Source organism: Pigmentiphaga sp. YJ18 (genome assembly GCF_038066655.1).
In the GTDB taxonomy this organism is placed as follows: Bacteria; Pseudomonadota; Gammaproteobacteria; order Burkholderiales; family Burkholderiaceae_B; genus Pigmentiphaga.
On the sequence record NZ_JBBUKU010000002.1, the window covers coordinates 311,155 to 336,651 of the forward strand.

Below are 25,497 nucleotides of genomic sequence, written 5' to 3' on the forward strand. Positions count from 1 at the left end.
GATGTCCAAAAGACGGCCATATGGCCTGTGCAGCCAACTAGTATAGCCCGGGACAGGGTGCCCCGGCTAGTTCCGCGTCAGGCGTGGTTTTCCTGCCGTGCCGCGCAGAAACCGGCCAGTTGGGTGGCCAGGTCGGGCTGGGCGGCCAGGGTGTCGCTCCAGGCGCGCGCGGCCTCGCGCCACGGGTCGAACACCGCGGGCGACAAGGCCTCGGCCAGCAACGGTTGGAAGCGCGCCGCCCCGGCGTCGCCGTTCCAGGCGGCCTGGAGCGCCGCCGCGGCTTGCGGGGCGGGGTAGCGCCGCAGCCAGGCGTGCAGCTTGTCGACATGGGCGGCCTCGGCCTGGGGGTAGATGTGCCAGACCATGGGGCGGCCGGCCCACTGGGCGCGGATGAAGGAATCCTCGCCCCGGACGAAGTTCAGGTCGGCGCTCCACAGCAGGCGGTCGTAGTCGGCCTGGGGCAGGAAGGGCGCCCGCGCGATGCGCAGGCGGCCACGCGCGCCGGCGGTCAGGTAGGGGGCGACGCCGGGCGGGATGGCCAGCAGCGTGGGTATGTCGCCGCCCGCCAGTACGTCGGCCAGGATGGAGGCCGGTGCGTCGGGATAGCAGAACAGGGTGACCAGGCGTTCGCCGGCACAGGGCTCGGGCAGGCCGGCACCGCGCAGGAAGGCGGCCCGGGCGGCCGGATCGGCCTGGAGGGCATCGCGTTCGGCCAGCAGGCCGCGCTCGCGCAGCAGCCCGCCGGTCGCCGGCGTGAACCCGGGGAAGAAGAAGTACTTGCGCAGCCCGCCCGGCTGGGGTGAGGGCAGGGCATGGCAGTTCTCGACCCAGGTCTCGGCGCTCAGGTATTCCAGGTTGACCCAGACGGGCGGGCGCACCCGGTCCCGCATGCGCTGGACGAATTCGGCGGGCGGATCGCAGGCGAAGGCCTCGATGACCACGTCGCCCGGTTCCAGCGGCGGCGCCGGCCGCGTCCAGCGGACGATGTCCACGCCGTCGGCGCGCTGCGCGGCCGCCTTGGGATCGACCGCCGGCGCCAGGCGCGCCATGACCGGCAGGTCGTCCACCCACAGGCGCACCCGCCAGCCGTGCTCCCGCGCCAGTTGGCGGGCCAGGCGCCAGCACACGCCTATGTCGCCGTAGTTGTCGATCACGCGGCAGAAGATGTCGGCGCGCATCAGCGGTTTTCCTCGTCCCAAAGGACGCCATTATCGCCCGCGGCCCGGCCGTCCCCGGGCAGCATGCGGCGGGCCAGGTCCAGCCAGGCGCGCGCGGCGAACGAGAGGTAGCGGCCGCGGCGCCAGGCGAAGGCCATGTGCCACCACAACTGCGGATCCTGGAGCGGGACCACCGCCAGCCGAGAGCGGTCCAGTTGGCGGCTGAACAGCTCCGGCAGCAGGGCGAGCCCCACGCCGGCGGCCACCATGGAGGCCATGAAGTCCCACTGGCTGCTGCGGCCGGCGATCCGCGGCGTGAAGCCGGCCTGGACGCAGGCGGCGTGGACCACTTCGTTCAGCACGAAGCCCTCGCCGTAGAAGATGAAGGGTTCGGCCGCCAGTTCCTCCAGCCGGACCCGTTCGCGCCCGGCCCAGCTCGAGGATGCCGGCACGATCAGGCGCAGCGGGAAATTGCAGATGGGCAGCGTTTCGTATTCGTTTTCGTCCGCCGGCAGCAGCATGGCGCCGATCTCGAGCGTACCGGACTTCAGTTCGTCTTCGACCGAGCGCGAGCCGCGCTCGAACAGCCGCAGCTCGATCCCCGGATAGTCCTGATGGAAGCGTGCGAGCAGCGGGGCCAGCAGGTGGTGCGCCAGCGGTGGGGTGCCGACGACCAGTTCGCCCCGGGCGGCCTGGCGCACGTCGGACAGTTCGGCCTGCAACTGGGCGTGCAGGGCCAGCAGTTGCCGTCCGCGTTCCAGCACGATGCGGCCGGTGTCGGTCGGTTCGATGCGCCGGCCGAACTTGCGCAGCACCGGCGTGCCCAGTTCGTCCTCCAACTGCCGGATCATCTTGCTGACCGTGGGCTGGGTCACGAACAGCGCGCGCGCCGCCGCCGTGTAGCTTTGGCGCTGGACGACCTCGACGAAGTACCGCAGGGCGCGCAAATCCATTTCATTCCAATATGGAATTCTTAATATGGATTTTATTCATTTTCTAAATGGAAGCGTCTTGCCTAGAATTACGGGTATACCCGTAGAACAACCATGTCGCACCGCTTCCTTCCCCCCTTCGCCGTCCGCATCCTCCAGGTCCTGGCCCTGGTTGCAGTCTGGTGGGCCGCCGACACTGCCGTCCGCTGGACCGGCCTGCCCATCCCCGGCGGGGTGGTGGGCCTGTTCGCCGTGCTGGCGCTGCTGCTGAGCGGCCGCCTGCCGCTCCACCGCATCGACCTGGGCGCGCACTGGCTGCTGGCCGACATGCTGGTGTTCTTCATTCCCGCCGTGGTCGCGATGGTGCGCTACCAGGATCTGCTCAGGAACGAGGGGCTGAAGCTGGCGGCGGTCATCGTGCTGGGCAACGCCTGCGTCATGCTGACCACCGCGGCGACGGTGGAGTGGATCGCCCGGCGGCGCCGCGCCCGCGCGCCGGCGAAGGCGGCATCATGATCATCGTCCTGTGCGTGGTGGCCACGCTTGCCCTGTATTACCTGAACAAGCTGCTCCATGCCCGCCATCCGCGGCTCTGGACGCATCCCATCCTGCTGACGCCGCTGGCGTTGCTGGCCTTGTTGCTGGCCACGGGCATTTCGCTGGACGAATACGCGGCCGATACGCGCGTGCTGCTGTGGTTCCTGGGCCCGGCCACGGTGGCGTTCGCGGTACCGATCTACCAGTACCGGCGCCTGATACGGGAGCTGTGGCCGGCCCTGGCCGTGGGCACGGTGGCGGGCGTGACGGCTGCGGTGGCCAGTTCGTGGTGGCTGGCGCGGGCCTTCCACCTGGCCCCCGAGGTCGCGCGCAGCCTGCTGGTGCGCTCGGTCTCCACGCCCTTCGCCATGGCCACGGCGGACCGCTTCGGCGGCGACGCCGACCTGGCGGCGATGTTCGTGGTCTTCACCGGGCTGGCCGGCATGCTGACCGGCGAATTGATCCTGGCCCTGATGCCGCGCCGTTCGGAGCTGGCCTCCGGCGCGTCCTACGGCGCCGCGGCCCACGCGCTGGGCACGGCCAAGGCGCGCGAGCTGGGCGAGGAAGCCGGCGTGATGGCCAGCCTGCTGATGATATTCAGCGGCCTGTCCATGGTGCTGCTGGCACCGGTCCTGGGCGCCTGGCTGGCCTGAGGCCCGCGGCGCGCCGGCAGGGGACGCCGCCCCCGCGCGTCAGCGCCGCTGGTACTGCGTGGATCCGAACAGGTTTTCCTTCGCGGTGGCGTCCTGCGGCTTGCGCTGATCGGCCAGGACCTGGATGCCGCGCTGCACGGCCGGTCGGGCGTGGATCTCGTCGAACCAGCGCTTGACGTTGGGGAAGTCCGCCAGGTCCACCCCCTGGTTGGCGTGCGAGCGGGTCCAGGGCCAGGTGGCCATGTCGGCGATGGTGTAGGCGCGTCCGGCCAGGAAGGCCTGGCGGGACAACTGCTTGTCCATGACGCTGTACAGCCGCCGGGATTCGTTGGTGTAGCGGTTGGTGGCGTATTCGATGCGCTCGGGCGCGTACAGCCGGAAATGGTGGGCTTGGCCCAGCATGGGGCCGACGCCGCCCATCTGGAACATCAGCCATTGCAGTGTGCTGTAGCGCTCGCGGTCGGTCTTGCCCAGGAACTTGCCGGTCTTGCCGGCCAGGTAGACCAGGATGGCGCCGGACTCGAACAGCGAGATCGGCTTGCCGTCGGGCCCCTCGGGATCGACGATGGCGGGAATCTTGTTGTTGGGGCTGATGGCCAGGAACTCTTCCTTGAACTGGTCGCCAGCCCCGATGTTGATGCCCGTCACTTCGTACGGAAGCTTGCACTCCTCGAGCATGATGTGCACTTTGTGGCCATTGGGCGTCGGCCAGGAGTAGACCTGGATGGGCTGCTGGGCCGGCTTGGCGATCTTGTCGGTCATGCGGGACTCCGGAAAAGAGGTCGAATTCGATGCGATTATGCGACAAAGACCCTCGCTCGTGGCCCATAGGCCGCCCTTGCGGAAGGGATACGGGCGGCGATCTTTGACCGTGGCGCACAGCAGCTGCACCGAATGCGGGCTGGGCAGGGGGGCGACAAAGGAAGATAATCCGTGTTTACCCTTGGCCGGATCCGCCTTCCGGCCGCTGGCTGCCAGCGCGCAACGACCGCTGCGGCGGGACCAGCGACCGGCTTCGTCCGGAGGCGCCGCGAGGCCTCGTGCCCGGCGCCAGGCGCAGGTTTCCTTTGTTTTTCGGCCCATCCCATGACTCGTCCGCGTTTCCTGCCCGATAATTTCACACTCAGCCTGATCGTCGTCGTCACCCTTGCCAGCTTCCTGCCATGTTCCGGGCAGACGGCCGTGGTATTCGACTGGATCACCAACATCGCCATCGGCCTGCTGTTCTTCCTGCACGGCGCCAAGCTGTCGCGCGAGGCCATCGTCGCCGGCGCCACCCACTGGCGGCTGCATCTGCTGATCTTCGTATTCACCTTCGTCATGTTCCCCGTCCTGGGGATGGCGTTCAAGCCGCTCCTGGCGCCGCTGGTCACCCCCGACCTGTACCTGGGCATCCTGTTCCTGTGCGCCCTGCCGGCCACGGTGCAGTCGGCCATCGCGCTCACGTCCATCGCGCGCGGCAACATCCCGGCGGCCATCTGCAGCGCCTCGGCCTCCAGCCTGCTGGGCATCTTCCTGACGCCGGTGCTGGTCAAGCTGATGATGAGCACCGCCGGCGAGGCGGCCTTCTCGTTCGACGCGGTGGGCAAGATCCTGATGCAACTGCTGCTGCCCTTCGTGGTGGGGCAGGTGATGCGCCGCTGGATAGGCGGCTGGGTCGCGCGCCATCGCGCCGTGCTCAAGTACGTGGACCAGGGCTCCATCCTGCTGGTGGTCTATTCGGCCTTCAGCGAGGCCGTGGTGGGCGGCCTGTGGCACCAGACCTCGACCGCGACGCTGGCCGGCGTGCTGGTGGCCTGCGCGGTGATCCTGGCCGTGGCGCTGCTGGCCACGACCTACATCAGCCGCGCGCTGGGATTCTCGAAAGAAGACGAGATCACCATCGTTTTCTGCGGGTCCAAGAAAAGCCTGGCCACCGGCATTCCCATGGCCAAGGTGCTGTTGTCCAGCAGCGCCGCCGGCGCCATTGTCCTGCCGCTGATGATCTTCCACCAGATGCAGCTGATGGTATGCGCGGTGCTGGCGCGCCGCTACGCCAACCGCCCCGAGGAAGCGACCGAGGCCAGCCCGCGCGCGGCCTGAGCGTCCGCCGCGTCCCGCTCAGTGGAAATGGGCGGGGCCGGCGTCGGCGTCCTCGGGAGGCTCGGCGTGCACCATTTCCCCCAGGGGGTTGGGGAAGTAGGGCGCGCCGCAGTCGTCGCAGAATTCCAGGGGCAGCAGGCCCTGCAGCTTGCGCAGGTCGGTCACGCCCAGTTCCCGCAGCTGGTCGGCGATCACGTCCATGACGGGCATCTCGGGATCGTCGTCGTCGCGGCCGAATATCGGCCAGGTCGAGCCATAGATGACGTCGTTGCTCTGGCGCTGGGTGAAGCCGATCCGGTATTCCTCGATCTCGGTTTCGCCGCAGGCGGCGATGACGGCGCGCAACTGGTCGGGCGCGATGCCCAGCGTGGCTTCGAGCCAGGCGACCGAGGCGCGCAGCGACAGCGGCCGCACGCGCCGGTCGGCTTCGCGGTTGTTGACGTAGTAGGCGTCCGGCAGCAGGCATTCGAAGCCGCAGCCGGGCAGCAGGTCGGCGAACAGCGGGGCGGCTTGCGCTTCCCACTGGGCCAGGCAGCTTTCACGCGTGTGCTCGGGCTTGCCGGGGTTTTCCTGCCAGCGGAACACCGGGGCGCCGCGCGGCACGGCAACGGCCGCCACCACGTAGCGCGTGTCGGCCAGCAGGTTCGCGACCTCGGTGTCGTCGGTGGCCGGCATGCGCGGCAGCGTCAGACCCAGCGCCTGCGAGCCCAGGCGGCTCAGCCATAGCCGCGTGGCGCTGAACGAGCGCGGCATCTGGTCCACGCTGTAGAGTTCCGGAGCCACCGCCATGCGCGCGTCGGCCGCCAGGATGTGGCCGTGCAGCTGGGCCTTCAGCGCATCCAGCAGGCCGATGCGTATCGGGCCGTAGGGAATGCTGAAACGGGTCCAGGCCACCACCGGCGCCACCACCAGCAGCACGTCGTGGTCCACGCCGTCCTTCTGCAGCGTCAGCGATTCCGACAGGGTCTCGGCCTGCTCGACCAGGATCTCGTAGGCGCCGGCGTTGCGCTGGTACAGGACCTCGAGCGCGGCCTCGATGGTCGCGTCCTGGCCGCCGTGCATGAGCTTCTCCAGCAGCGTGCCCAGTTCCCCCTCCCAGTAGCGGTCCTCGACCCGGCTGCCCGAGCCGTTGAGCGACAGGGACAGCGATACGAGTTTTTCGGCATCGCGATTGAGGCGGGACGAGGATGTGCTGCGGGAACGGGGCATGGAGGGGTCGCGGCTGACGGAATGATTGTTCGAGTCCGCTAGTTTATCTCCCCGGCGCCGGATGGGTGCGCAGGCGCGGCCCGGCGGCCAGCAACTGGCTGGGCACCTCGCGCGCGACCAGGCGCGGCAGGGTGGCCACGACCTCCAGCAGCGGGGCCAGCGAGACGCCGGTGTCCACGCCCATGCAGTCGAACATGTGGACGAGTTCCTCGGTGCTGGCGTTGCCGCTGGCGCCCGGCGCATAGGGACAGCCGCCCAGGCCGCCCACGGCGCCGTCGAAGCGCCGCACGCCGGCCTGCCAGGCCGCCAGCGCATTGGCCAGCGCCATGCCGCGGGTGTTGTGCAGATGCAGGGTCAAGGAGATGGAGGCGGGCAGGAGGGCGGCCAGCGACGCGGACAGGTCCGCCACCTGCGTGGGGTAGGCCATGCCGGTGGTGTCGCACAGCGTGATGCCGGCCGCGCCGGCGCCGGCGAATAGCCGCGCCAGCCGCTCGACCTCGGACGGCGCGATGTCGCCCTCGAACGGGCAGCCGAACGTGGTGGACAGCGAGACGTTGCAGGGCACGCGCGCCTGCGCGGCGCGTTCGAGCATGGCCAGCAACTGGGCCGTGGATTGTTCGCGGGTCATCCGCAGGTTGGCCTGGTTGTGGGTCTCGCTGACCGACATCACCAGGTTGAGTTCGTCGGCGCCGCTGTCCAGGGCGCGCTCCATGCCGCGCAGGTTGGGCACGAGGCAGGTGTAGACCACGCCGGGCCGGCGGCGGATGCGCTGCATGACGGCCTCGGCGTCGGCCAGCGCGGGAATGGCGCGGGCCGAGGTGAAGCTGGTCACCTCGATGCGGGCGAAGCCGCAGTCGGACAGCGCATCGACCAGCGCCACCTTGTCGTCGGTGGCGACGAAGGCGGGTTCGATCTGCAGCCCGTCGCGCGGGCCGACCTCGTTGATCTGGATCATGCGATCACTCCCTTGCCGCGCAGCGTCCGCAAGGCCTCGTCGTCCAGGCCCACGCCGCGCAGCACGGCGTCGGTGTGTTCGCCCAGGGTCGGCGCGCGGTGGCGGATGGCGCCCGGATGCGTGGACAGCTTGGGCACGATGCCGGGCATCTCGACCTTCAGGCCCTTGGCCGAGGTGACTGCCTGGATCATGTCGCGGGCGCGGTAGTGCGGGTCCTGGGCGATGTCGCGGGCGTTGTAGATGCGGCCGGCGGGCACGTCGGCCTCGCGCAGCGCGGCCAGCACCGCGCCGCTGTCCAGCGTGCGGGTCCAGGCGCCGATGGCCTCGTCCAGCTCGGCCGCGCGCTGCGCGCGGCCGTCGTTGCGGGCCAGGCCCGGGTCGTCGGCCAGGTCGTCGCGTCCCATGCGCCGCATCAGGCGCACGAAGATGCCATCGCCGTTGCCGGCGATCAGCACGTACTCGCCGTCGGCGCAAGGGTAGGCGTTCGAGGGAGCGATACCGGGCAGGGCGCCGCCCGCCGGCTGGCGCACGGCGCCGAACACCGAATACTCGGGCAGCAGGCTTTCACTCAGGTTGAACACGCTTTCGTACAGCGCGGTGTCGATCATCTGCCCCTGGCCGCCGCGCGCGTCGCGGTCGTACAGCGCCAGCAGCACGCCCATCGCGCCATGCAGGCCGGCGATCGTGTCGCCCAGCGACAGCCCCGCGCGCACGGGCGAGCGGCCCGGTTCGCCGGTCAGGTAGCGCAGCCCGGCCATGGCTTCGCCTATCGCCGCGAAACCCGGTTCGTCGCGTTTGGTTCCGGTCTGGCCGTAGCCCGAGACGCGCAGCATGATCAGGCGGGGATTCAGCGCATGCAGGGCTTCCCAGGACAGGCCCCATTTCTCCATGGCGCCGGGGCGGAAGTTCTCGATCAGCACGTCGGCCTGCGCGGCCAGCTTGCGCACTAGTTCCTGCCCTTCGGGTTGACGCAGGTCCACGCATACCGATTGCTTGCTGCGCGACTGGGCTTCCCACCAGACCGAGGTGCCCTCGTGCAGCATGCGCCACTTGCGCAGCGGATCGCCCTGGCCGGGCGGTTCGATCTTGATGATTTCGGCGCCGAAATCGGCCAGCGTCTTGGCGGCGAACGGGCCGGCGATCAACTGGCCCAGTTCCAGGATGCGGATGCCTTCGAGGATTTGCCGTGGCATGGGAGGTCTCGTGGGGGAAATGGCTTGGCGACAGTGTGACCCGAAACGTTCGGAGGGGGAAATGGCCGATCGGGCAAGCGGGGTTTGCCGGAATGCGAAAGCCGGCGCGGGGTCAGGCCGGCGCGGCGGCCGCCCGCAAGTGCGACACCAGCAGCCGCGCCGGCGCGGTCAGCGCCTCGGGCGCGCGCACGCCCAGCAGCAGGCCGCGCCTGGCCCAGCCGTCTTCCAGCGCGACCAGCTTCAGATTCATGGACTTCGCATGCGGGACCGCCGCGAGGCGGGGCAGGATCCCCACGCCCATGCCGGTCGAGACCATCCGGCAGATGGCATCGAAGCTGCGCACCTGGATGCGCGGCCGGATGGGCCGGTCCAGCCGGCTGCTTTCCTCCCGTATCCGGTTGGCGAGCGAGGTGGCGTCCGGCAGGCTGACGTAGTCATAGTCCAGCGTATCGCGAAAGGCCACCGAGCGCCGGGACGCCAGCGCGTGCGCGCGCGGCGCGATCAGCACCAGTTCGTCCTCGCGATAAGGGTAGGTCGCCAGGCCATCGGCGGGCGTGCGATCGGCGAACACGCCGACGTCGGCGCGGTTCTCGTTCACCGCGGCCACGATGTCCGCGCTGTTCTGTTCTTCGAGTTCGATGCGGATGCCGGGATGGCTCGCCATGAACCCGGCCAGGTCCTCCGGCAGGAACTGCGTGATGGACGAGGTATTGGCGGCGATGCGGACCTGGCCCACGGCGCCGCTGGCATAGTCGGACATCCGGCCGGCCAGTTGCTCCACGTCCTGCAGGATGCGCAGCGCGTGCCGCAGGCAGGCGCCTCCGGCCTCGGTCAGCTCCACGCCCGAGGCCCGGCGGTAGAGCAGGGGAGTACCCACCGTGTCCTCCAGGTCGGCGATGCGCCGGCTGGCCGCGCCCACCGCCAGGTTGGCCTGGCGGGCGCCGGCCGAGATGCTGCCGTGGCGCGCGACGGCCGCGAACAACGACAGCGTGACGAGATCGAAGCGCGAAAGATTGACCAAGCGTGGCTCCGCAGATGTGGCAAGGCCTGCGCCGGGCGCCGCGAGGGCACCGGAGGCGCAGGCCTCGGGTGGCGGCCCCGAGGGGCCGGCCGGCTTCAGGCTGCCAGCAACTGGCGCAGCACGAAGGGCAGGATGCCGCCGTGGTTGTAGTAGTCCACCTCGATGGGCGTGTCGATGCGCAGCAGCAGCGGGACCTGCCTGCTGGTACCGTTCTCGTAGTGGATGGTCAGCGTCACGTCCTGCTGGGGCTTGATGCCGTTTTCCAGCCCGGTGATGTCATAGGTCTCGCGGCCCGTGATGTTCAGGGACTGGATGCTGTCGCCTCCCTTGAACTGCAGCGGCAGCACGCCCATGCCCACCAGGTTGCTGCGGTGGATGCGCTCGAAGCTGCGCGCGATCACGGCCTTCACGCCCAGCAGCTGCGTGCCCTTGGCGGCCCAGTCGCGCGACGAACCCGTGCCGTATTCCTCGCCGCCGAAGATGACCGTGGGCGTGCCCTCGGCGATGTACTTCATGGCCGCGTCGTAGATCGACAGCTGTTCGCCGCTGGGCTGGTGCAGGGTCAGGCCGCCTTCCACGCGCGTGCCGTCGGCGTTGGGCGGGATCATCAGGTTCTTGATGCGCACGTTGGCGAAGGTGCCCCGCATCATGACCTCGTGATTGCCGCGGCGCGAGCCGTAGCTGTTGAAGTCGGCCTTCATCACGCCGTTGGCCTGCAGGTACCTGCCCGCGGGCGAGCTTTCCTTGATCGAGCCGGCCGGCGAGATGTGGTCGGTGGTGATGGAGTCGCCGAACAGGCCCAGGGCCCGGGCGTTCCTGACCACGGCATTGGCCGCGCCCGGCTCCATCGTGAAGTCCTCGAAGAACGGGGGCTCGGCGATGTAGGTCGACTTGGGCCAGTCGTAGATCTGCCCGGCCACGCCCTGGATGTCCTGCCACAGCTTGCCGGGGTTGGTCTTGACCTGGGCGTAGTTGCTCTTGAACGCCTTGGGATCCAGGGCGTATTTCATCAGCTTCTCGACTTCCGCCTGGGTCGGCCAGATGTCGCCCAGGTAGACATCGCCCTTGGTGCCGCGCCCCACCGGCTCGGTCATCAGGTCGCGCTTCATGGTGCCGGCGATGGCGTAGGCCACGACCAGCGGCGGCGAGGCCAGGAAGTTGGCCTTGATGTTCGGGTGGATGCGGGCCTCGAAGTTGCGGTTGCCCGACAGCACGGCCGCGCACACCAGGTCGTTCTTGGTGATGAGGTCGTTCAGCTCGGGCGCGAGGTCGCCGGCGTTGCCGATGCAGGTCGTGCAGCCGTAGGCCGCCACGTCGAAGCCGAGCTGTTCAAGATAGGGCAGCAGGTCGGTCTTCTGGAGGTACTCGGTCACGACGCGCGATCCGGGGGCGAGCGAGGTCTTGATGTGCGGCTTGACCTTGAGCCCGGCCTTCACCGCCTTCTTGGCCAGCAGGCCCGCCGCCAGCAGCACGCTGGGGTTGGACGTGTTGGTGCAGGAGGTGATGGCGGCGATCAGGATGTCGCCGTTCTGGATGGGGATGCCGTTGTCGGTCGTGAAGACCTGGTCGAGTTTCGCGGCGGGCTGCGAGAAGCCGTTCTCGGCAACCGGCTTGCTGAACAGGTCGCCGAAGGTGGCCTTGACGTCGCCGATCTCGATGCGGTCCTGGGGACGCTTGGGGCCGGCCAGCGAGGGCGCGACGGTGGACAGGTCCAGGGTCAGCAGCGTGGTGTAGTCGATGTCCTTGGCATTGGGCACGCCGAACATCTTCTGGGCGCGGTAATACGCTTCGAAGGCGTCGATTTCTTCCTTGGTGCGGCCCGTGCCCTTGAAGAAGTCGATGGTGCGCTCGTCCACGGGGAAAAAGCCCATGGTGGCGCCGTACTCGGGGGCCATGTTGCCGATGGTGGCGCGCTCGGAAACGGTCAGGCTGGCCGTGCCGGGACCACAGAACTCGACGAACTTGCCGACGACTTTCTCGCGGCGTAGCATCTCGGTGATGGTCAGGACCAGGTCGGTGGCGGTGACGCCTTCGCGCAGCTTGCCCTTGAGCTCGACGCCGACGACGTCGGGGGTCAGGATGTAGACGGGCTGGCCCAGCATGGCGGCCTCGGCCTCGATGCCGCCCACGCCCCAGCCGACCACGCCGATGCCGTTGATCATGGTGGTGTGGCTGTCGGTGCCGACCAGTGAGTCAGGGTAGTAGACCTTGTCGCGCTTGTGCACGCCCCGCGCCAGGTATTCGAGGTTCACCTGGTGGACGATGCCGAAGCCCGGGGGCACCACGCCGAAGGTGTCGAAGGCCTGCATGCCCCACTTCATGAACTGGTAGCGCTCGTGGTTGCGCTTGAATTCCAGCTTCATGTTGATGTCGAGGGCGTTCTTGGTGCCGTAGGCGTCGATCATGACGGAGTGGTCGACGACGAGGTCCACCGGAACCAGGGGTTCGATGGCCTTGGGATTCTTGTCGAGCTTGGCGGCGACGTTGCGCATGGCGGCCAGGTCGGCCAGCAGGGGAACGCCGGTGAAGTCCTGGAGCACGACGCGGGCGACGACGAAGGGGATTTCTTCTTCGCGCTTGGCGCCGGGTTTCCAGTTGGCGAGCTGTTTGATGTGTTCTTCGGTGACTTTCTTGCCGTCACAGTTGCGCAGGACGGATTCGAGCACGATCCGCAGGGAGACGGGCAGTCGCTCTACCGCCACGCCCAGGGCCTTGCCGAGCGCCGGGAGCGAGTAGTACTGGCCGGTTTTGCTGCCGATCTTGAACTCTTTCAGGGTTTTGAACGTGTTGTGCGGCATGATGGGCTCCGAAGGAAAACCGGTTAAATCTACCACTTATGTTGCGTCGTTGCGATGTAGGGGGCGGATGACTTTCTATAAGGGTAGGTCATATGTCTTATATAAGATATAAGACATAAAAATGCAAGTGATGATTTGGACTGCCGGATGGGGGAATGGTTCTTGAGACGGCCTGCTTCGTGGCTTGCGGGGAGGTGTTTGTCATCGGCCCGGCCGAGGCCGCTCTCCGCTATGCTTGAGCGTTCGCTTCCACAACAACAATGAAGGGGGGAAGTCCATGAAACGTCTGGGAATGGTGATCCTGGCCGGCGCGCTGGCGGGCTGTGCCACGAATCCGGGGGTGTCCGGGGGGGCGCTGGCGCCGCACCTGGAAAGCTGCAAGGGGGTCAGCGAGCAGGAGATCGCCGGCCTGTTCGACCGATGGAACCGCTCGCTGCAGACCGGCGATCCGCATCAGGTGGTGGCCAACTACGCGCCCGATTCGGTGCTGCTGCCCACCATGTCCAACCAGCCGCGCTACAGCGCGCAGGCCAAGGAGGACTACTTCCAGCATTTCCTGGAGGATCGTCCGGCGGGCCGGATCGACGAGCGCCGCATCGCGCTGGGGTGCAATACCGCCGTCGATTCGGGGCTGTACACCTTCACCTTCGCCCGGACGGGGGCCGCGGTCAAGGCTCGCTATACCTATGCCTATCGCTGGGACGGGCGGCAATGGCTGATCACCAGCCATCACTCGTCGGCGATGCCGGAAAGAAAGTAGGGGGCAGGGCGGGGGGAGCTGCCCGGAACGGGTGTTCTAGAATGGCGCCATCAAGCCATTGCGAACGATCCATGAGCACTCCCATACGCCTGACGCAGTACAGCCACGGGGCCGGCTGCGGCTGCAAGATATCGCCCAAGGTCCTGGATGTGATCCTGGCCGGCAGCGGCGCGCAGCATCTCGACCCGCGGTTGTGGGTGGGCAACGCCTCGCGCGACGATGCGGCGGTCTACGCGCTGGACGACGAGCGCGGCGTGGTGTCGACCACGGATTTCTTCATGCCCATCGTCGACGATCCCTTCGATTTCGGCCGCATCGCCGCCACCAACGCCATCAGCGACATCTATGCGATGGGTGGCGATCCGCTGCTGGCCATCGCTATCCTAGGCTGGCCGGTCAACCTGCTGCCGCCCGAGGTGGCGCGCGAGGTGGTGCGCGGCGGCCGGGCGGCCTGCGACGCGGCGGGCATTCCGCTGGCGGGCGGGCATTCGATCGACGCTCCCGAGCCGATATTCGGGCTGGCCGTGACCGGCGTGGTGGACAAGGCCCGGCTCAAGCGCAACGACACCGCCACGGTGGGCTGCAAGCTGTACCTGACCAAGCCGCTGGGCATCGGCATCCTGACCACGGCCGAGAAGAAGGCCAAGCTGCGCCCCGAAGATGTGAACCTGGCACGGGACTGGATGTGCACGCTGAACCGGCCGGGAAGCCGCTTCGGCCGGCTGGCCGGGGTCCAGGCCATGACCGACGTCACCGGCTTCGGCCTGCTGGGCCACCTGGTGGAGATGGCCGACGGCAGTGGCGTCAGCGCCCGCGTCGAGTTCGCCAAGGTGCCGCGCCTGCCGGGCGTGGAGCACTATCTGGCCGAAGGCTGCGTGCCAGGCGGCACGGGCCGCAATTTCGACAGCTATGGCCAGCGCATCGCCCCACTGGGCCAGGATCGCATCGACTTGTTGTGCGATCCGCAAACCAGCGGCGGCCTGCTGGTGGCGGTCGCGCCGGGGGCCGAGGACGAGTTCCTGGCGGCCGCCGCCGAATCCGGGCTGGCGCTCGAGCCCATCGGGGAACTGGTCGAGCGGCGCGACTACGCGGTCGAAGTGGTGTGATGCAAGGCGACATCGACGACTATCGCGCGCTGTTCCTGCGGGGCACGCCCCTGATGGACACGCGCGCGCCCATCGAATTCCGCAAGGGCGCTTTCCCGGGCGCGATCAACCTGCCGCTGATGACCGACATCGAGCGGCAGAAGGTCGGCACCTGCTACAAGCAGCAGGGCCAGGAGGCCGCGATCGCGCTGGGCCATCAACTGGTGCGTGGCCAGACCAAGGCCGAACGGGTCGAGGCCTGGGCGGCCTTCGCCCGCGCGCACCCCGAGGGCAGCCTGTACTGCTTCCGCGGCGGCCTGCGTTCGCAGATCGCCCAGCAGTGGCTGCGGGACGAGGCGGGCATCGCCTATCCGCGCGTGGTGGGTGGCTACAAGGCCATGCGCGGCTTCCTGATGGACACGCTGGAGCGCGCCGTGGCCGAGTGCGGCTTCGTCGTGCTGGGCGGCATGACGGGCACGGGCAAGACCGATGTGCTGCGGGCGCTGGACCATGCCCTGGACCTGGAGGGCCATGCCCATCATCGCGGATCGAGCTTCGGCAAGCACGCCACCGGGCAGCCGCCGCAGATCGGCTTCGAAAACGAATTGGCGATCGATGTCCTGAAGAAGCGGGAAGCCGGCCATGCTCGCTTCGTCCTGGAGGACGAGAGCCACGCGATAGGCAGTTGCAGCGTGCCGCTGGGCCTGTTCCAGGGCATGCAGGAATATCCGGTGGTCTGGCTGGAGGACAGCCTGGAGAACCGGGTGGAGCGCATCCTGCGCGACTACGTGGTCGACCTGTGCGCCGAGTTCGTGGCCATCCATGGCGAGGAGGCGGGCAGGGAGATGTTCGGCCAGCGCCTGCGGGAAAGTCTGGACAACATCCGCAGGCGGCTGGGCGGCGAACGGCACCAGCGCCTGGCGGCGATCATGGATGCCGCCCTGGCCGGGCAGGCGCGAGGAGACAGCGTCGAGCCGCACCGAGCCTGGATCGAGGAACTGCTGACCGGCTACTACGATCCCATGTACGTCTACCAGCGCAAGCTGAAGGCGGCGCGTATCGTGTTCACGGGCGACCAGCGCGCGGTGCTGGATTATTTGCGGGATCACGCGAGGGCATAGCGGGCGCTGCCCGTTCGGGAGCTGCGATGCACAAGAGCCGGTTGGGAAACATCGTCATCGACTGCAAGACTGGCGACCTGCTGTCGGAGGCCCGCTTCTGGAGCGCCGCGCTCGGGTGCCCCCTGCCCGCGGAGATCGATCCGGACGGGCGCTACATCCAGCTCGTGACCCGGCCCGGGGACGTCCAGGTCATCATCCAGAAGGTCGATCACGAAGCGCGGGCCCATCTCGACATCGAGACCGATGCGGTCGAGGCGGAAGTGGCGCGGCTGGAAAACCTCGGGGCCGTCGTGGTGTCCCGCAAGGAGGCCTGGGTGGTCATGCAGGCGCCCAGCGGACACCGGTTCTGCGTGGGCAAGCCTTACCGAGGCGGATTCGAACAGGGGGCCACCGTCTGGGATTGACGGCATGAACGCGTCCTAGGGTTTTCACTGATCCGCCAAGTTGTCGATTCTTGCGCTTCCCACTCGTCGTAGGCATGTAACCACCCTGACGAAAGGAGATTCACCATGGCTACCGGTACCGTCCGACTCCACCGTGTCCTGCGCGCCACCCCCGAGCGGGTCTATCGCGCCTTCGTCGAGGCCGATGCGCTGGCGAAGTGGCTGCCGCCGTATGGCTTCACCTGCCAGGTCCACCACCTGGAGGCCAAGGTAGGCGGGACATTCAAGATGTCCTTCCGGAACTTCACGACCGGCAATGCGCATTCCTTCGGCGGCGAATACCAGGAACTGGTTCCGTTCCAGAAGATCCGCTATACCGACAAGTTCGACGATCCCAACCTGCCGGGGGAAATGGCGGTGACGGTCGTGTTGAAGCAGGTGGCCTGCGGCACCGACCTGGACGTCGTGCAGGCCGGCATTCCCGAGGTCATTCCCACGGAGATGTGCTACCTGGGCTGGCAGGAATCGCTGCTCCAGCTGGCCAAGCTGGTCGAGCCGGAAATCCCGGATTGAGCGGATCAGCGCGTTTTCATCAGGTGCTGCGCCAGCGCGTGGTAGGCCGGTAGCGACGTCGGATCGTTGGCGGCGTTGCCCGCCACCGGATGCGACGCGAAGCGCGCGATCACCATTTCCGCCTTGGGATCGATGTAGATGGCCTGCCCGTGCACGCCGCGCGCGGCGAAGGCGCCGTGCGCGTTGTGCGTGACCCACCACATGTCGCGATAGGTCCAGCCCGCCAGCAGCGTGTAGCCGGCCTGGGCGAAGTCCGCCGGGTCGCCGCCGCGCCGGATGTCGGCCACGGCGGCGGCGGGCAGGATCTGCCGGCCGTTGAAAAAGCCGTTGTTCCGGATCATTTCGCCGAAGCGAGCCAGGTCGCGCAGGCCCGTGTTCAGGCCGCCGCCCGCGAACGGCGTGCCGGTCGAGTCGACCGTCATGTAGGCGTCCTGCTCGGCGCCCAGCCGGCTCCAGATGCGTTCCGACAGCAATTGCGCCACCGACATGCCGCTGGCGCGGGCCAGCACCCAGCCCAGTGCGTCGGTGTTGGCGGTGCGGTAGTGGAAAGCCGCACCGTGCCTGCCCTCGGGCTTCACTGTTCGCAGGAACTCGTAGTAGCTGCGCGGCCCGGTGTAGTCCGCGGGCTTGGGCAGGGGATTGCCGGCGGCCGCGTGCGCCCAGACCTCGGCGTCGGGATCGGCATAGTCCTCGCTGAAACGGATGCCGGTCGTCATGTCCATCAACTGGCGGACCGTCGCGTCGCCAAAGGCGGACGAAGCCAGTTCGGGCACGTATTCGGCAACGCGGCGCGACGGATCCAGCTTGCCCTCGGCCGCGAGCATGGCGGCCAGCGTGCCGATGAAGGATTTGGTCACCGACATCGCGCCGTGCTGGCCCTGGGGGCCGAGCACGCCGAAATAGCGTTCGTAGACGATGCGCCCTTTGTGCAGCACGACGATGCCGTCGGTGTAGTTGGCCTTCAGCGATGCCTGCCAGGTCATGGTCCGGCTCGAACCCAGCGGCTGGAAGACCACGCCGTCGATGTCGTCGCGCAAGGCCCGCGGCAGCGGCGTGGGGGCGTCCAGGCCGCGCGAGACGTTCACCGTGGGCATCAGCTGCCGGAAGTGCGAGACGCTCCAGCGCATCGCGGGGAAGCGGAAGTAGGAGCCGTCGTCGAAGCGCAGGATGCGGTCTGGCGGAGGCGGCGAGCCGACCATCCAGCCCAGCCTGGCAGGGTCGCTGGCATCGGCGTCGGGATAGGTGGGGGAGGGGGCGGCGGCCAATGCGGTACCGACGGCTACCAGGGGCAGCAGGGCGGCCAGAACGGCCGCGCGTGGCCGAGGTCGTGTGTCCATGTGGCTTCCTCGCTTCTGCTCCGGAGAACGTGGTCTCACTGTAGCAGCATGCCGCCGCGAGAAAGATCAGTCCTCCGGCCGCAGATGCGGGAACAGGATCACGTCGCGGATGCTGGGGCTGTCGGTCAGCAGCATCACCAGGCGGTCGATCCCGATGCCGCAGCCGGCCGTCGGAGGCATGCCGTATTCCAGCGCGCGGATGTAATCCGCGTCGTAGTACATGGCTTCCTCGTCGCCGGCGTCCTTGGCCTCGACCTGCTTGCGGAACCGTTCCGCCTGGTCCTCGGCATCGTTCAGCTCCGAGAACCCATTGGCGATCTCGCGTCCGACCATGAACAGCTCGAAGCGCTCGGTGATGCCCGGGCGCGTGTCGGACCCGCGCGCCAGCGGCGACACTTCCACCGGGTAGTCGATGATGTAGGTCGGCTGCCACAGTTTGGCTTCCGCCGTTTCCTCGAACAGCGCCAGCTGCAGCGCGCCCAGACCGGCGCGCGCCAGTTGCGGGCCGTCCACGTGGGCGCCCAGCCGCTTGAGTTCGGCGCGCACGAAGACTTCGTCGTTCAGCTGTTCATCGGTGTAGCCGGGCTGGGCGTACTTGTGGATGGCCTCGGTGATGGTCAGCCGGTCGAAGGGCTGCGACAGGTCCACCTCGCGGCCCTGGTAGGTCACCTTGGCGCCGCCGGTGGCGTCGATGGCGGCCTGGCGGATGAGTTGTTCGGTGAAGTCCATCAGCCAGCGGTAATCGCCGTAGGCCGCGTAGAACTCCATCATGGTGAATTCGGGGTTGTGCCGGGGGCTGACGCCTTCGTTGCGGAAGTTGCGGTTCAGCTCGAACACGCGCTCGAAGCCGCCCACGATCAGGCGCTTCAGGTAGAGCTCGGGCGCGATGCGCAGGTACATGGGCATGTCCAGCGCATTGTGGTGGGTCGTGAAGGGCTTGGCCGCGGCGCCGCCGGGGATGGCGTGCAGCATGGGCGTCTCCACCTCCAGGAAGCCGGCCTCGGTCATCAGGCGGCGGATGGAGGCGATGGCGCGGCTGCGCGCGACGAAGGTGTTGCGGGTCGACTCGGTCATGACGAGGTCGACGTAGCGCTGGCGGTAGCGCATCTCCTGGTCGGCGATACCATGGAACTTGTCGGGCAGGGGGCGCAGCGACTTGGTCAGCAGCCGCACCTCGGCGGCCTGGATCGACAGTTCGCCCTTGTTGGTCTTGAAGACCTTGCCGCGCACGGCCAGGATGTCGCCGATGTCCCAGTGCTTGAAGGCGTTGTAGACCTCTTCGCCCACCAGTTCCTTGCTCAGGTAGATCTGGATGCGGCCGGTCGAGTCCTGCAGGGTGGCGAAGCTGGCCTTGCCCATCACGCGCTTGAGCATCATGCGGCCGGCGACGCTGGCGGCGATGTCGGTGGCGTCCAGCGCTTCCTTTTCGGTGCCGTCATGCGCCGCATGCAGCGCGGCCGCGCGGTCGGCGGGCACGAAGTCGTTGGGGAAGGCCGGCCCGGCTTCGCGCAGGCGGGCGAGCTTGGCGCGCCGTTCGGCGATGATCTGGTTTTCGTCTTGCGCGGGTTCGTTGGCGGTGGGCCGGTTGTCGGTCATGATGGCTGTCGGGGTCGGTAATGTCGGATGTCGTCGATGTCGGTGCGACGACCGAAGTCGTCGCGTTGCCGGCGTCGGTCAGACGCCCTGTTTCAGGCTGGCTTCGATGAAGGGATCGAGATCGCCGTCCAGCACCTTCTGGGTGTTGGAGATTTCGACGTTGGTGCGCAGGTCCTTGATGCGGCTCTGGTCCAGCACGTACGAACGGATCTGGTGGCCCCAGCCCACGTCGGTCTTGGAGTCTTCCAGCTTCTGCTGTTCGGCCATGCGCTTGCGCATTTCCAGTTCGAACAGCTTGGACTTCAGCATCTGCATGGCTTCGGCGCGGTTGCGGTGCTGCGAACGGTCGTTCTGGCACTGCACGACGATGCCCGTGGGGATGTGGGTCATCCGCACCGCGGAGTCGGTCTTGTTGATGTGCTGGCCGCCCGCGCCGGAGGCGCGGAAGGTGTCCACGCGGATGTCGGCGGGGTTGACGTCGACCTCGAAGGAGTCGTCGACTTCCGGATACACGAACACGCTGGCGAACGAGGTGTGCCGGCCGCCGGACGAATCGAAGGGGCTCTTGCGCACCAGGCGGTGCACGCCGGTCTCGGTGCGCAGGTAGCCGAAGGCGTATTCGCCCTCGATCTTGATGGTGGCGGACTTGATGCCGGCCACTTCGCCTTCGGACTCTTCCATCAGCTCGGCCTTGAAGCCCTTGCGCTCGGCGTACTTCAGGTACTGCCGCAGCAGCATGGAGGCCCAGTCCTGCGCCTCGGTGCCGCCGGCGCCGGCCTGGATGTCCAGGAAGCAGTTCAGCGGGTCGGCCGGATTGGCGAACATGCGGCGGAATTCCAGTCCGCCCACTTTTTCCTCGATGCCCGAGGCATCTCCGACGATGGACTCCAGCGTGGCGTCGTCGTTGTCGGCGGCGGCCATCTCGAACAGCTCGGTGGCGTCGCGCAGGCCGGTGTCGATCTCGTTGATGGTCAGGACGATGGTTTCCAGCGCTTTCTTCTCGCGGCCCAGGTCCTGGGCGTGCTTGGGGTCGTTCCAGACGTCGGGGTTTTCCAGCTCGGCGTTTACGACCTGCAGGCGTTCATCTTTGACATCGTAGTCAAAGATACCTCCGTAGATCCTGGGTGCGAGCAGCCAGGTCCTGCAGTTGGGCTTCGAGTTGGTTGAGGCGTTCTGCTTCCATGCTGAATTCCAGGTGATTTTTCGCGTAACCCGCTATTTTAACGTAGGCCGGGCATTCGCCGGCGGGCCGCGCGCGGGATTCAGCGCGCCGCGTCCTGCCCGTGCTCGATCACCAGTTGGACGGACACCATGCCGTTCCAGTTGTTCAGCGCCAGGCGGTAGGCCAGGTCCACGGCGGGCGGCAGGGCGTCGGCATGGCCGAACCAGATCGCGTCGAAGCGCTGGCTGCCGCGTTCCAGCGCCAGCTTCAGGTGTTTCTCGCCCACTACTCGCTGGTTGCGGACGACGAAGGCGTCGACGAACACGGGAGCCGGGAACCCGGATCCCCAGACCTGCTGGTCCAGCAGGGTGGCGACCTCGGCGTTGGCGTAGTCGGTCTCCAGCGAACCGTCGGTTTCCAGCGCCGGTTCGAAGCGGCTGCGGCCCGTCAGTTCGCGCACGGCGGCGTCGAAGGCCGGTGCGAAGGCGGCGAAATCCGCCTCGTGCAGGGTCAGGCCGGCGGCCATGGCGTGGCCGCCGAACTTGCGGATCAGGCTGGGGTAGCGCTTGGAGACCAGATCCAGCGCGTCGCGCAGGTGCACGTCGGGCACGGAGCGGCCCGAACCGCGCAGTTCGCCGTCGCCGGCCGGCGCGAAGGCCAGGGTCGGGCACCAGAAGCGGTCCTTCAGGCGCGAGGCCACCAGGCCCACCACGCCCTGGTGCCACGAGGCGTCGAACACGCACAGGCTGGCGGCCGAGGCCGCGGGCAGCGCGTCCAGCGAGGCCAGGGCCTGATCGCGCATGCCGGCCTCGATCTCGCGGCGTTCGCGGTTCATGGTGTCGAGTTCGCGCGCCAGCTTCAGGGCCTCGTCCTCGTCGTCGGTGACCAGGCAGCGTATGCCCAGGCTCATGTCGGCCAGTCGGCCGGCGGCGTTGATGCGCGGACCCAGGGCGAAGCCCAGGTCGAAGGTGCTGGCCTCGCGGGCCTGGCGGCCGCTGACCGAGAACAGCGCACGCAGGCCGGGCTGCATGCGGCCGGCGCGTATGCGTTTCAGGCCCTGCGCCACCAGCAGGCGGTTGTTGGCATCCAGCCGGACGACGTCGGCCACGGTGCCCAGGGCCACGAGGTCGGTCAGGGCGTCCAGCCTGGGGCCGCTGTCGCCACCGAAGGCGCCGCGCTGGCGCAGCTCGGCCCGCAGCGCCAGCAACAGATAGAAGATGACGCCGACGCCCGCCAGGTGCTTGGACGGGAAGCCGCAGCCGGGCTGGTTGGGGTTGACGATGGCCAGGGCCTCGGGCAGGACGTCGCCGGGCAGGTGATGGTCGGTGATCACGACCTGCATGCCGGCCTCGCGCGCCGCCGCCACGCCGTCCAGACTGGCGATGCCGTTGTCGACGGTGATCAGGATGTCGGGCTTGCCGGCCGGATGGGCGCAGGCCAGGTCGACCACCGCCGGCGACAGACCGTAGCCGGTCTCGAAGCGGTTGGGCACCAGGAAGTCCACCACGGCGCCCATGGCGCGCAGGCCGCGCAGGCCCACGGCGCAGGCGGTGGCGCCATCGCAGTCGTAGTCGGCCACGATCAGCAGCCGCTTGCGCGCGGCGATGGCGTCGGCCAGCAGCGCGGCCGCGCGGCCGGCGTGGGTCAGCAGCGAAGGGGCCAGCATGGCCTGCCAGTCGGGCGCCGTTTCCTGCGGCGCGGCCACGCCGCGCGCCGCCCACAGGCGGGCCAGGAGGGGATGGATGCCGGCCAGTTCCAGGCGGCGCCGGGCCGCCGGATCGGGTTGACGGGTCAGGATTCTTGGGGCAACCACCAGCGTTTCCAGTCGTGTCGGGGGGTGGGCAGCCAGCGCAGCAGGGCGGGCCGCCGTTCCAGGTTCAGGGTGACCAGCCGTTCGCGGGCCGGCAGCACCAGGGTCAGTTGTCGCAGGGTGCCGGCGCGCAGGGCCGCGTCGGCCGGGGCGAACCAGTCGCGATCCAGCCGGGCGGCGGCGTCCAGCCAGGTGCGCCAGTCGTCGGTGCGCTCGGGCAGGGCCAGGTCGTCCAGCTCCACCAGCGCGCCGGGCCGGATCGCCGCGGCCGCATCGACGGGGCGCAGCCAGGGCAGGCCGTCGCGTTCGGCCAGCGCGCGCAGCCAGGGCGCGTTGCCGGCCACCAGCGAGGGCCGGCCGGCGGGCCAGTCCGGCCGCCACGGCGCGGCACCGCCGTACAGCCACAAGGCGTTGACCGGGACGAGCCCCCGCGCTTCGCGGTCGGCGTTCACCGGCGTCTCGTGCCAGTGCATCTGGATTTCGTTGACCAGCTTGCGCCAGGGCCGGGCCTCGGGCGTGCGCGGCCACCAGGCATCCAGCGCGGCGCCCGTCACGGCGTCCGGCGTGCCGGTGTGCCGGGCGGCGCCTTCGGGCAGGTCCAGGCGCCAGCGGCGCGGGCCGATGCCGCGGGCCGCCGCGCCATGCGCGTCCAGCGCGGGCTGGGCCGCGGCCAGCAGCGCGTCGCTTTCGCCTTGCGTCGTGTCCAGTTCGCCGGAGTCGGTCAGGACCAGGCCGTCGCGGCCGACCTGCACATGGGCCAGGTCCGCCAGCCAGACGGGGCGATCGGCTTGGGCGTCGTTCGCCAGCAGGGGCGCGAGTCCCGCGCCGACCTTGCCGTCAGGCGGCCGGTAGCCCGCGCGATGCAGCCACCAGTATTCGCGCGACGTGCAGCCCGCCTCGAAGGGGTCGAAGTCCTGCTGGACGGGGTGGGCGGCGCCCAGCCACGCGACCAGCGTGCGCACGGCGGGCTGGTCCGCCAGCTGCCGCGCCAGTTCGGGCGCGATGGCGGCGTCGGTCAGCAGGCCGGGAAGCAGCAGGGTCAGGGCGGAGGGCGAGGCGGGCACGGCGGTCGGATCCGGATGCGAGGGCCCGCGGGCGGCGGGCCGAATGGCCGGTATTGTAGGGGGTGGGGCGGAGGCGGTGCCGGCCGCCGCCTTCTGCCATAATACGCGCGTGCTCAAGATACCCTACGAATTCTGGATAGGCTGGCGCTATACGCGTGCCGGCCGCGGGCGGCGACGCGATCGCTTCATTTCCTTCATTGCCGCCAGTTCCATGGCGGGCATCGGCCTGGGCGTGGCGGCGCTGATCATCGTGCTGTCGGTCATGAACGGCTTCCAGAAGGAAGTGCGCGACCGCATGCTGTCGGTGCTGCCGCACATCGAGCTCTACCCGGTGGGGGGCGAGCGCGGCGCGGCGCTGGCCAACTGGCGCGAACTGACGGCGCAGGCCAAGAAGAATCCCGAGGTGCAGGCGGGGGCGCCCTACGTGGCGGCCCAGGCCATGATCGCCCGTGACCAGGTATTGCGCGGGGTGCAGGTGCGCGGTATCGATCCCGAGGCCGAACGCGACGTCTCCGACGTGGCCAAGAACATGGTGTCCGGGTCGCTGGACGACCTGAAGCCCGGCAGCTACGGCGTGGTGCTGGGTCGCGCGCTGGCCCAGGGCCTGGGCGTGGGGTTGGGCGATCCGATCCTGATGCTGGCCCCGCAGGGCTCGGTCACGCCCGCCGGCTTCACGCCCCGCATGCGGCAGTTCACCGTGGTGGGAGTGTTCGAGGCCGGCCACTACGAATACGATTCCAGCCTGGCCTTCGTGAACGTGGACGACGCGGCGCGGCTGTTCCGCGACAGCGGCATAGGCGGGGTGCGGCTGCGCATCGCCGACATGCAGAAGGCGCCGCAGGTGGCGCGCGACCTGGCGCAACTGCTGCCGCCGAACATTGCCGCCGCCGACTGGTCGCGCAACAACCGCACCTGGTTCGCCGCGGTGCAGACCGAAAAACGCATGATGTTCCTGATCCTGGCGCTGATCATCGCCGTGGCGGCCTTCAACCTGCTGTCCTCGCTGGTCATGGCGGTCAACGACAAGCAGGCGGACATCGCCATCCTGCGCACCCTGGGCGCCACGCCGGCCGAGATCGCCCGCATCTTCGTGGTGCAGGGGGCGCTGATCGGCGTCATCGGCACGCTGCTGGGCGTGGCGGGCGGCACGCTGATCGCCTACAACATCGATGTCATCGTGCCCGCCATCGAACATGCGCTGGGCATCCAGTTCCTGCCGCGCGACATCTACCTGATCACCGAACTGCCGTCCGATCCGCGCCTGTCCGACATCGTCACCATAGGCGTGACGTCGCTGGTGCTGTCGTTCCTGGCTACCCTGTATCCCAGCTGGCGCGCCTCACGCCTGCAACCGGCGGAGGTGCTGCGCCATGACTGATCGCCGCGTGGTGCTGGAAGGGCGGGGCATATCCAAGACCTATGCCGAGGGCGGAGAGCGCGTCACCGTGCTGCGCGGCGTGGACCTGCGCGTGCGCCAGGGTGAAATGGTGGCCCTGGTGGGCGCCTCGGGCTCGGGCAAGAGCACGCTGCTGCACGTGCTGGGGCTGCTGGACCAGCCCAGCGCGGGCGAGGTCCTGCTGGACGGCCAGGCGGCGGCCCGCTTCAACGAGAAGCAGCGCAGCCTGGCGCGCAACCGCAGCCTGGGATTCGTCTACCAGTTCCATCACCTGCTGGCCGAGTTCTCGGCGCTGGACAACGTCGCGATGCCGCTGATCGTGCGCCGCATGGACCGCGCACAGGCACGCCGTGCCGCAGCGGAAATGCTCGAGCAGGTGGGCCTGGGGCAGCGGGCCACCCACCACCCCGGCCAGTTGTCCGGCGGCGAGCGCCAGCGCGTGGCGCTGGCCCGCGCGCTGGTGACGCGGCCGCTATGCGTGCTGGCCGACGAACCCACCGGCAATCTCGACCGCCATACGGCGCGCGAGGTGTTCGGCCTGCTCAAGCGGCTGAACCAGGATCTGGACATGGCCTTCGTCATCGTGACCCACGACGCCGAGCTGGCGGCGCTGGCCGACCGGCAATTGAAGATGGCCGACGGCCTGCTGGCCGAGAAAGTTTCCGCCTAGGAC

23 protein-coding genes are annotated in these 25,497 nt (G+C 68.7%); 10 read left to right on the forward strand and 13 right to left on the reverse strand.

The features are described from left to right. Positions 1-77: 77 nt before the first annotated feature. Together earP and WKR98_RS15235 are read right to left on the reverse strand one after the other, a co-directional pair. Complete coding sequence (gene earP, locus WKR98_RS15230; RefSeq protein WP_341433978.1) at positions 78-1,178, reverse strand: elongation factor P maturation arginine rhamnosyltransferase EarP; 1,101 nt, start codon at positions 1,176-1,178, stop codon at positions 78-80. Then, on the reverse strand, positions 1,178-2,110 hold the full coding sequence (locus WKR98_RS15235) for a LysR family transcriptional regulator (RefSeq protein ID WP_124689760.1): 933 nt from the start codon (positions 2,108-2,110) through the stop codon (positions 1,178-1,180). The genes earP and WKR98_RS15235 overlap by 1 nt, the downstream gene beginning before the upstream one ends. A gap of 93 nt (positions 2,111-2,203) precedes the next feature. On the opposite strand from WKR98_RS15235, the gene WKR98_RS15240 reads away from it, so the two are divergent. Together WKR98_RS15240 and WKR98_RS15245 are read left to right on the forward strand one after the other, a co-directional pair. After that, positions 2,204-2,605 (forward strand): CidA/LrgA family protein, encoded by a 402-nt coding sequence (locus WKR98_RS15240; RefSeq protein ID WP_341433979.1) that lies wholly within the window; start codon positions 2,204-2,206, stop codon positions 2,603-2,605. Further along, on the forward strand, positions 2,602-3,279 hold the full coding sequence (locus WKR98_RS15245; protein WP_124689758.1) for an LrgB family protein: 678 nt from the start codon (positions 2,602-2,604) through the stop codon (positions 3,277-3,279). The genes WKR98_RS15240 and WKR98_RS15245 overlap by 4 nt, the downstream gene beginning before the upstream one ends. 39 nt (positions 3,280-3,318) lie before the next feature. On the opposite strand, the gene WKR98_RS15250 is transcribed toward WKR98_RS15245, so the two are convergent. Next, positions 3,319-4,041 carry a glutathione binding-like protein gene (locus WKR98_RS15250; protein ID WP_124689757.1) on the reverse strand — a complete coding sequence of 241 codons (723 nt, stop codon included), beginning with the start codon at positions 4,039-4,041 and terminating at the stop codon, positions 3,319-3,321. Between the two features lie 324 nt (positions 4,042-4,365). Between WKR98_RS15250 and WKR98_RS15255 the strand changes: the two genes are divergently transcribed. Continuing rightward, positions 4,366-5,361 (forward strand): bile acid:sodium symporter family protein, encoded by a 996-nt coding sequence (locus WKR98_RS15255; RefSeq protein WP_124689756.1) that lies wholly within the window; start codon positions 4,366-4,368, stop codon positions 5,359-5,361. Between the two features lie 18 nt (positions 5,362-5,379). On the opposite strand, the gene WKR98_RS15260 is transcribed toward WKR98_RS15255, so the two are convergent. The 5 genes from WKR98_RS15260 to acnA all read right to left on the reverse strand — a co-directional run bounded on the left by WKR98_RS15260 (position 5,380) and on the right by acnA (position 12,537). Next, positions 5,380-6,570, reverse strand: a complete 1,191-nt coding sequence (locus WKR98_RS15260; RefSeq protein ID WP_124689755.1) for a DUF2863 family protein — start codon at positions 6,568-6,570, stop codon at positions 5,380-5,382. 43 nt (positions 6,571-6,613) lie between these two features. Then, positions 6,614-7,525 carry a hydroxymethylglutaryl-CoA lyase gene (locus tag WKR98_RS15265; protein ID WP_341433980.1) on the reverse strand — a complete coding sequence of 304 codons (912 nt, stop codon included), beginning with the start codon at positions 7,523-7,525 and terminating at the stop codon, positions 6,614-6,616. After that, positions 7,522-8,718, reverse strand: coding sequence for a CaiB/BaiF CoA transferase family protein (locus WKR98_RS15270; RefSeq protein ID WP_341433981.1), 1,197 nt, complete (start codon positions 8,716-8,718; stop codon positions 7,522-7,524). The genes WKR98_RS15265 and WKR98_RS15270 overlap by 4 nt, the downstream gene beginning before the upstream one ends. A 112-nt stretch (positions 8,719-8,830) precedes the next feature. Then, positions 8,831-9,739 carry a LysR substrate-binding domain-containing protein gene (locus WKR98_RS15275; RefSeq protein WP_124689752.1) on the reverse strand — a complete coding sequence of 303 codons (909 nt, stop codon included), beginning with the start codon at positions 9,737-9,739 and terminating at the stop codon, positions 8,831-8,833. 95 nt (positions 9,740-9,834) lie between these two features. Further along, positions 9,835-12,537, reverse strand: a complete 2,703-nt coding sequence (acnA, locus tag WKR98_RS15280; protein WP_124689751.1) for an aconitate hydratase AcnA — start codon at positions 12,535-12,537, stop codon at positions 9,835-9,837. 277 nt (positions 12,538-12,814) lie between these two features. Here acnA and WKR98_RS15285 point away from each other — a divergent pair, with 277 nt between their 5' ends. From WKR98_RS15285 to WKR98_RS15305, 5 genes are all read left to right on the forward strand, one after another. Further along, on the forward strand, positions 12,815-13,297 hold the full coding sequence (locus tag WKR98_RS15285; RefSeq protein ID WP_124689749.1) for an SgcJ/EcaC family oxidoreductase: 483 nt from the start codon (positions 12,815-12,817) through the stop codon (positions 13,295-13,297). 71 nt (positions 13,298-13,368) lie between these two features. Continuing rightward, positions 13,369-14,403, forward strand: a complete 1,035-nt coding sequence (gene selD / locus WKR98_RS15290) for a selenide, water dikinase SelD (protein WP_124689748.1) — start codon at positions 13,369-13,371, stop codon at positions 14,401-14,403. Next, positions 14,403-15,503: a tRNA 2-selenouridine(34) synthase MnmH gene (gene mnmH / locus WKR98_RS15295; RefSeq protein WP_341433982.1), complete on the forward strand. Its 1,101-nt coding sequence runs from the start codon at positions 14,403-14,405 to the stop codon at positions 15,501-15,503. Before selD ends, mnmH begins: the two co-directional genes overlap by 1 nt. 26 nt (positions 15,504-15,529) lie before the next feature. Then, positions 15,530-15,907: a VOC family protein gene (locus WKR98_RS15300; RefSeq protein WP_341433983.1), complete on the forward strand. Its 378-nt coding sequence runs from the start codon at positions 15,530-15,532 to the stop codon at positions 15,905-15,907. A 105-nt stretch (positions 15,908-16,012) separates the two neighbouring features. Continuing rightward, positions 16,013-16,459, forward strand: coding sequence for an SRPBCC family protein (locus WKR98_RS15305; RefSeq protein ID WP_124689745.1), 447 nt, complete (start codon positions 16,013-16,015; stop codon positions 16,457-16,459). Positions 16,460-16,464: 5 nt separating this feature from the next. Here WKR98_RS15305 and WKR98_RS15310 read toward each other — a convergent pair whose 3' ends face one another. From WKR98_RS15310 to WKR98_RS15330, 5 genes are all read right to left on the reverse strand, one after another. After that, complete coding sequence (locus WKR98_RS15310; protein ID WP_445936099.1) at positions 16,465-17,796, reverse strand: serine hydrolase domain-containing protein; 1,332 nt, start codon at positions 17,794-17,796, stop codon at positions 16,465-16,467. Positions 17,797-17,862: 66 nt separating this feature from the next. Next, a complete protein-coding gene (lysS, locus tag WKR98_RS15315) occupies positions 17,863-19,392 on the reverse strand; it encodes a lysine--tRNA ligase (protein ID WP_341433984.1) in 1,530 nt (509 codons plus the stop codon). 78 nt (positions 19,393-19,470) lie between these two features. After that, positions 19,471-20,575 (reverse strand): peptide chain release factor 2 gene (gene prfB / locus WKR98_RS15320; protein WP_124689742.1). Its coding sequence is split into 2 segments (ribosomal slippage): positions 19,471-20,493 and positions 20,495-20,575, totalling 1,104 coding nucleotides; the frame shifts between segments, so codons are not numbered across the junction. Positions 20,576-20,654: 79 nt separating this feature from the next. Further along, positions 20,655-22,367, reverse strand: coding sequence for a single-stranded-DNA-specific exonuclease RecJ (gene recJ, locus WKR98_RS15325; RefSeq protein ID WP_124689741.1), 1,713 nt, complete (start codon positions 22,365-22,367; stop codon positions 20,655-20,657). After that, the gene (locus WKR98_RS15330) at positions 22,346-23,428 is read right to left on the reverse strand and encodes a hypothetical protein (RefSeq protein ID WP_341433985.1); all 1,083 of its coding nucleotides are present in this window, start codon (positions 23,426-23,428) and stop codon (positions 22,346-22,348) included. The genes recJ and WKR98_RS15330 overlap by 22 nt, the downstream gene beginning before the upstream one ends. Before the next feature lie 109 nt (positions 23,429-23,537). On the opposite strand from WKR98_RS15330, the gene WKR98_RS15335 reads away from it, so the two are divergent. Then, positions 23,538-24,806, forward strand: coding sequence for a lipoprotein-releasing ABC transporter permease subunit (locus WKR98_RS15335; protein ID WP_238159997.1), 1,269 nt, complete (start codon positions 23,538-23,540; stop codon positions 24,804-24,806). Next, positions 24,799-25,494, forward strand: a complete 696-nt coding sequence (locus WKR98_RS15340) for an ABC transporter ATP-binding protein (protein WP_341433986.1) — start codon at positions 24,799-24,801, stop codon at positions 25,492-25,494. The genes WKR98_RS15335 and WKR98_RS15340 overlap by 8 nt, the downstream gene beginning before the upstream one ends. Positions 25,495-25,497 lie beyond the last annotated feature (3 nt).

Excerpts from the sequence above, each read along its gene's own strand:
- mnmH (WP_341433982.1), top strand. The coding sequence starts at position 14,403 with ATGCAAGGCGACATCGACGACTATCGCGCGCTGTTCCTGCGGGGCACG.
- WKR98_RS15305 (WP_124689745.1), top strand. The coding sequence starts at position 16,013 with ATGGCTACCGGTACCGTCCGACTCCACCGTGTCCTGCGCGCCACCCCC.
- WKR98_RS15300 (WP_341433983.1), top strand. The coding sequence starts at position 15,530 with ATGCACAAGAGCCGGTTGGGAAACATCGTCATCGACTGCAAGACTGGC.
- lysS (WP_341433984.1), bottom strand. The coding sequence starts at position 19,392 with ATGACCGACAACCGGCCCACCGCCAACGAACCCGCGCAAGACGAAAAC.
- WKR98_RS15240 (WP_341433979.1), top strand. The coding sequence starts at position 2,204 with ATGTCGCACCGCTTCCTTCCCCCCTTCGCCGTCCGCATCCTCCAGGTC.
- selD (WP_124689748.1), top strand. The coding sequence starts at position 13,369 with ATGAGCACTCCCATACGCCTGACGCAGTACAGCCACGGGGCCGGCTGC.
- WKR98_RS15235 (WP_124689760.1), bottom strand. The coding sequence starts at position 2,110 with ATGGATTTGCGCGCCCTGCGGTACTTCGTCGAGGTCGTCCAGCGCCAA.
- WKR98_RS15250 (WP_124689757.1), bottom strand. The coding sequence starts at position 4,041 with ATGACCGACAAGATCGCCAAGCCGGCCCAGCAGCCCATCCAGGTCTAC.
- WKR98_RS15260 (WP_124689755.1), bottom strand. The coding sequence starts at position 6,570 with ATGCCCCGTTCCCGCAGCACATCCTCGTCCCGCCTCAATCGCGATGCC.
- WKR98_RS15265 (WP_341433980.1), bottom strand. The coding sequence starts at position 7,525 with ATGATCCAGATCAACGAGGTCGGCCCGCGCGACGGGCTGCAGATCGAA.
- acnA (WP_124689751.1), bottom strand. The coding sequence starts at position 12,537 with ATGCCGCACAACACGTTCAAAACCCTGAAAGAGTTCAAGATCGGCAGC.
- earP (WP_341433978.1), bottom strand. The coding sequence starts at position 1,178 with ATGCGCGCCGACATCTTCTGCCGCGTGATCGACAACTACGGCGACATA.
- WKR98_RS15340 (WP_341433986.1), top strand. The coding sequence starts at position 24,799 with ATGACTGATCGCCGCGTGGTGCTGGAAGGGCGGGGCATATCCAAGACC.
- WKR98_RS15245 (WP_124689758.1), top strand. The coding sequence starts at position 2,602 with ATGATCATCGTCCTGTGCGTGGTGGCCACGCTTGCCCTGTATTACCTG.
- WKR98_RS15270 (WP_341433981.1), bottom strand. The coding sequence starts at position 8,718 with ATGCCACGGCAAATCCTCGAAGGCATCCGCATCCTGGAACTGGGCCAG.
- WKR98_RS15255 (WP_124689756.1), top strand. The coding sequence starts at position 4,366 with ATGACTCGTCCGCGTTTCCTGCCCGATAATTTCACACTCAGCCTGATC.
- WKR98_RS15310 (WP_445936099.1), bottom strand. The coding sequence starts at position 17,796 with ATGGACACACGACCTCGGCCACGCGCGGCCGTTCTGGCCGCCCTGCTG.
- WKR98_RS15285 (WP_124689749.1), top strand. The coding sequence starts at position 12,815 with ATGAAACGTCTGGGAATGGTGATCCTGGCCGGCGCGCTGGCGGGCTGT.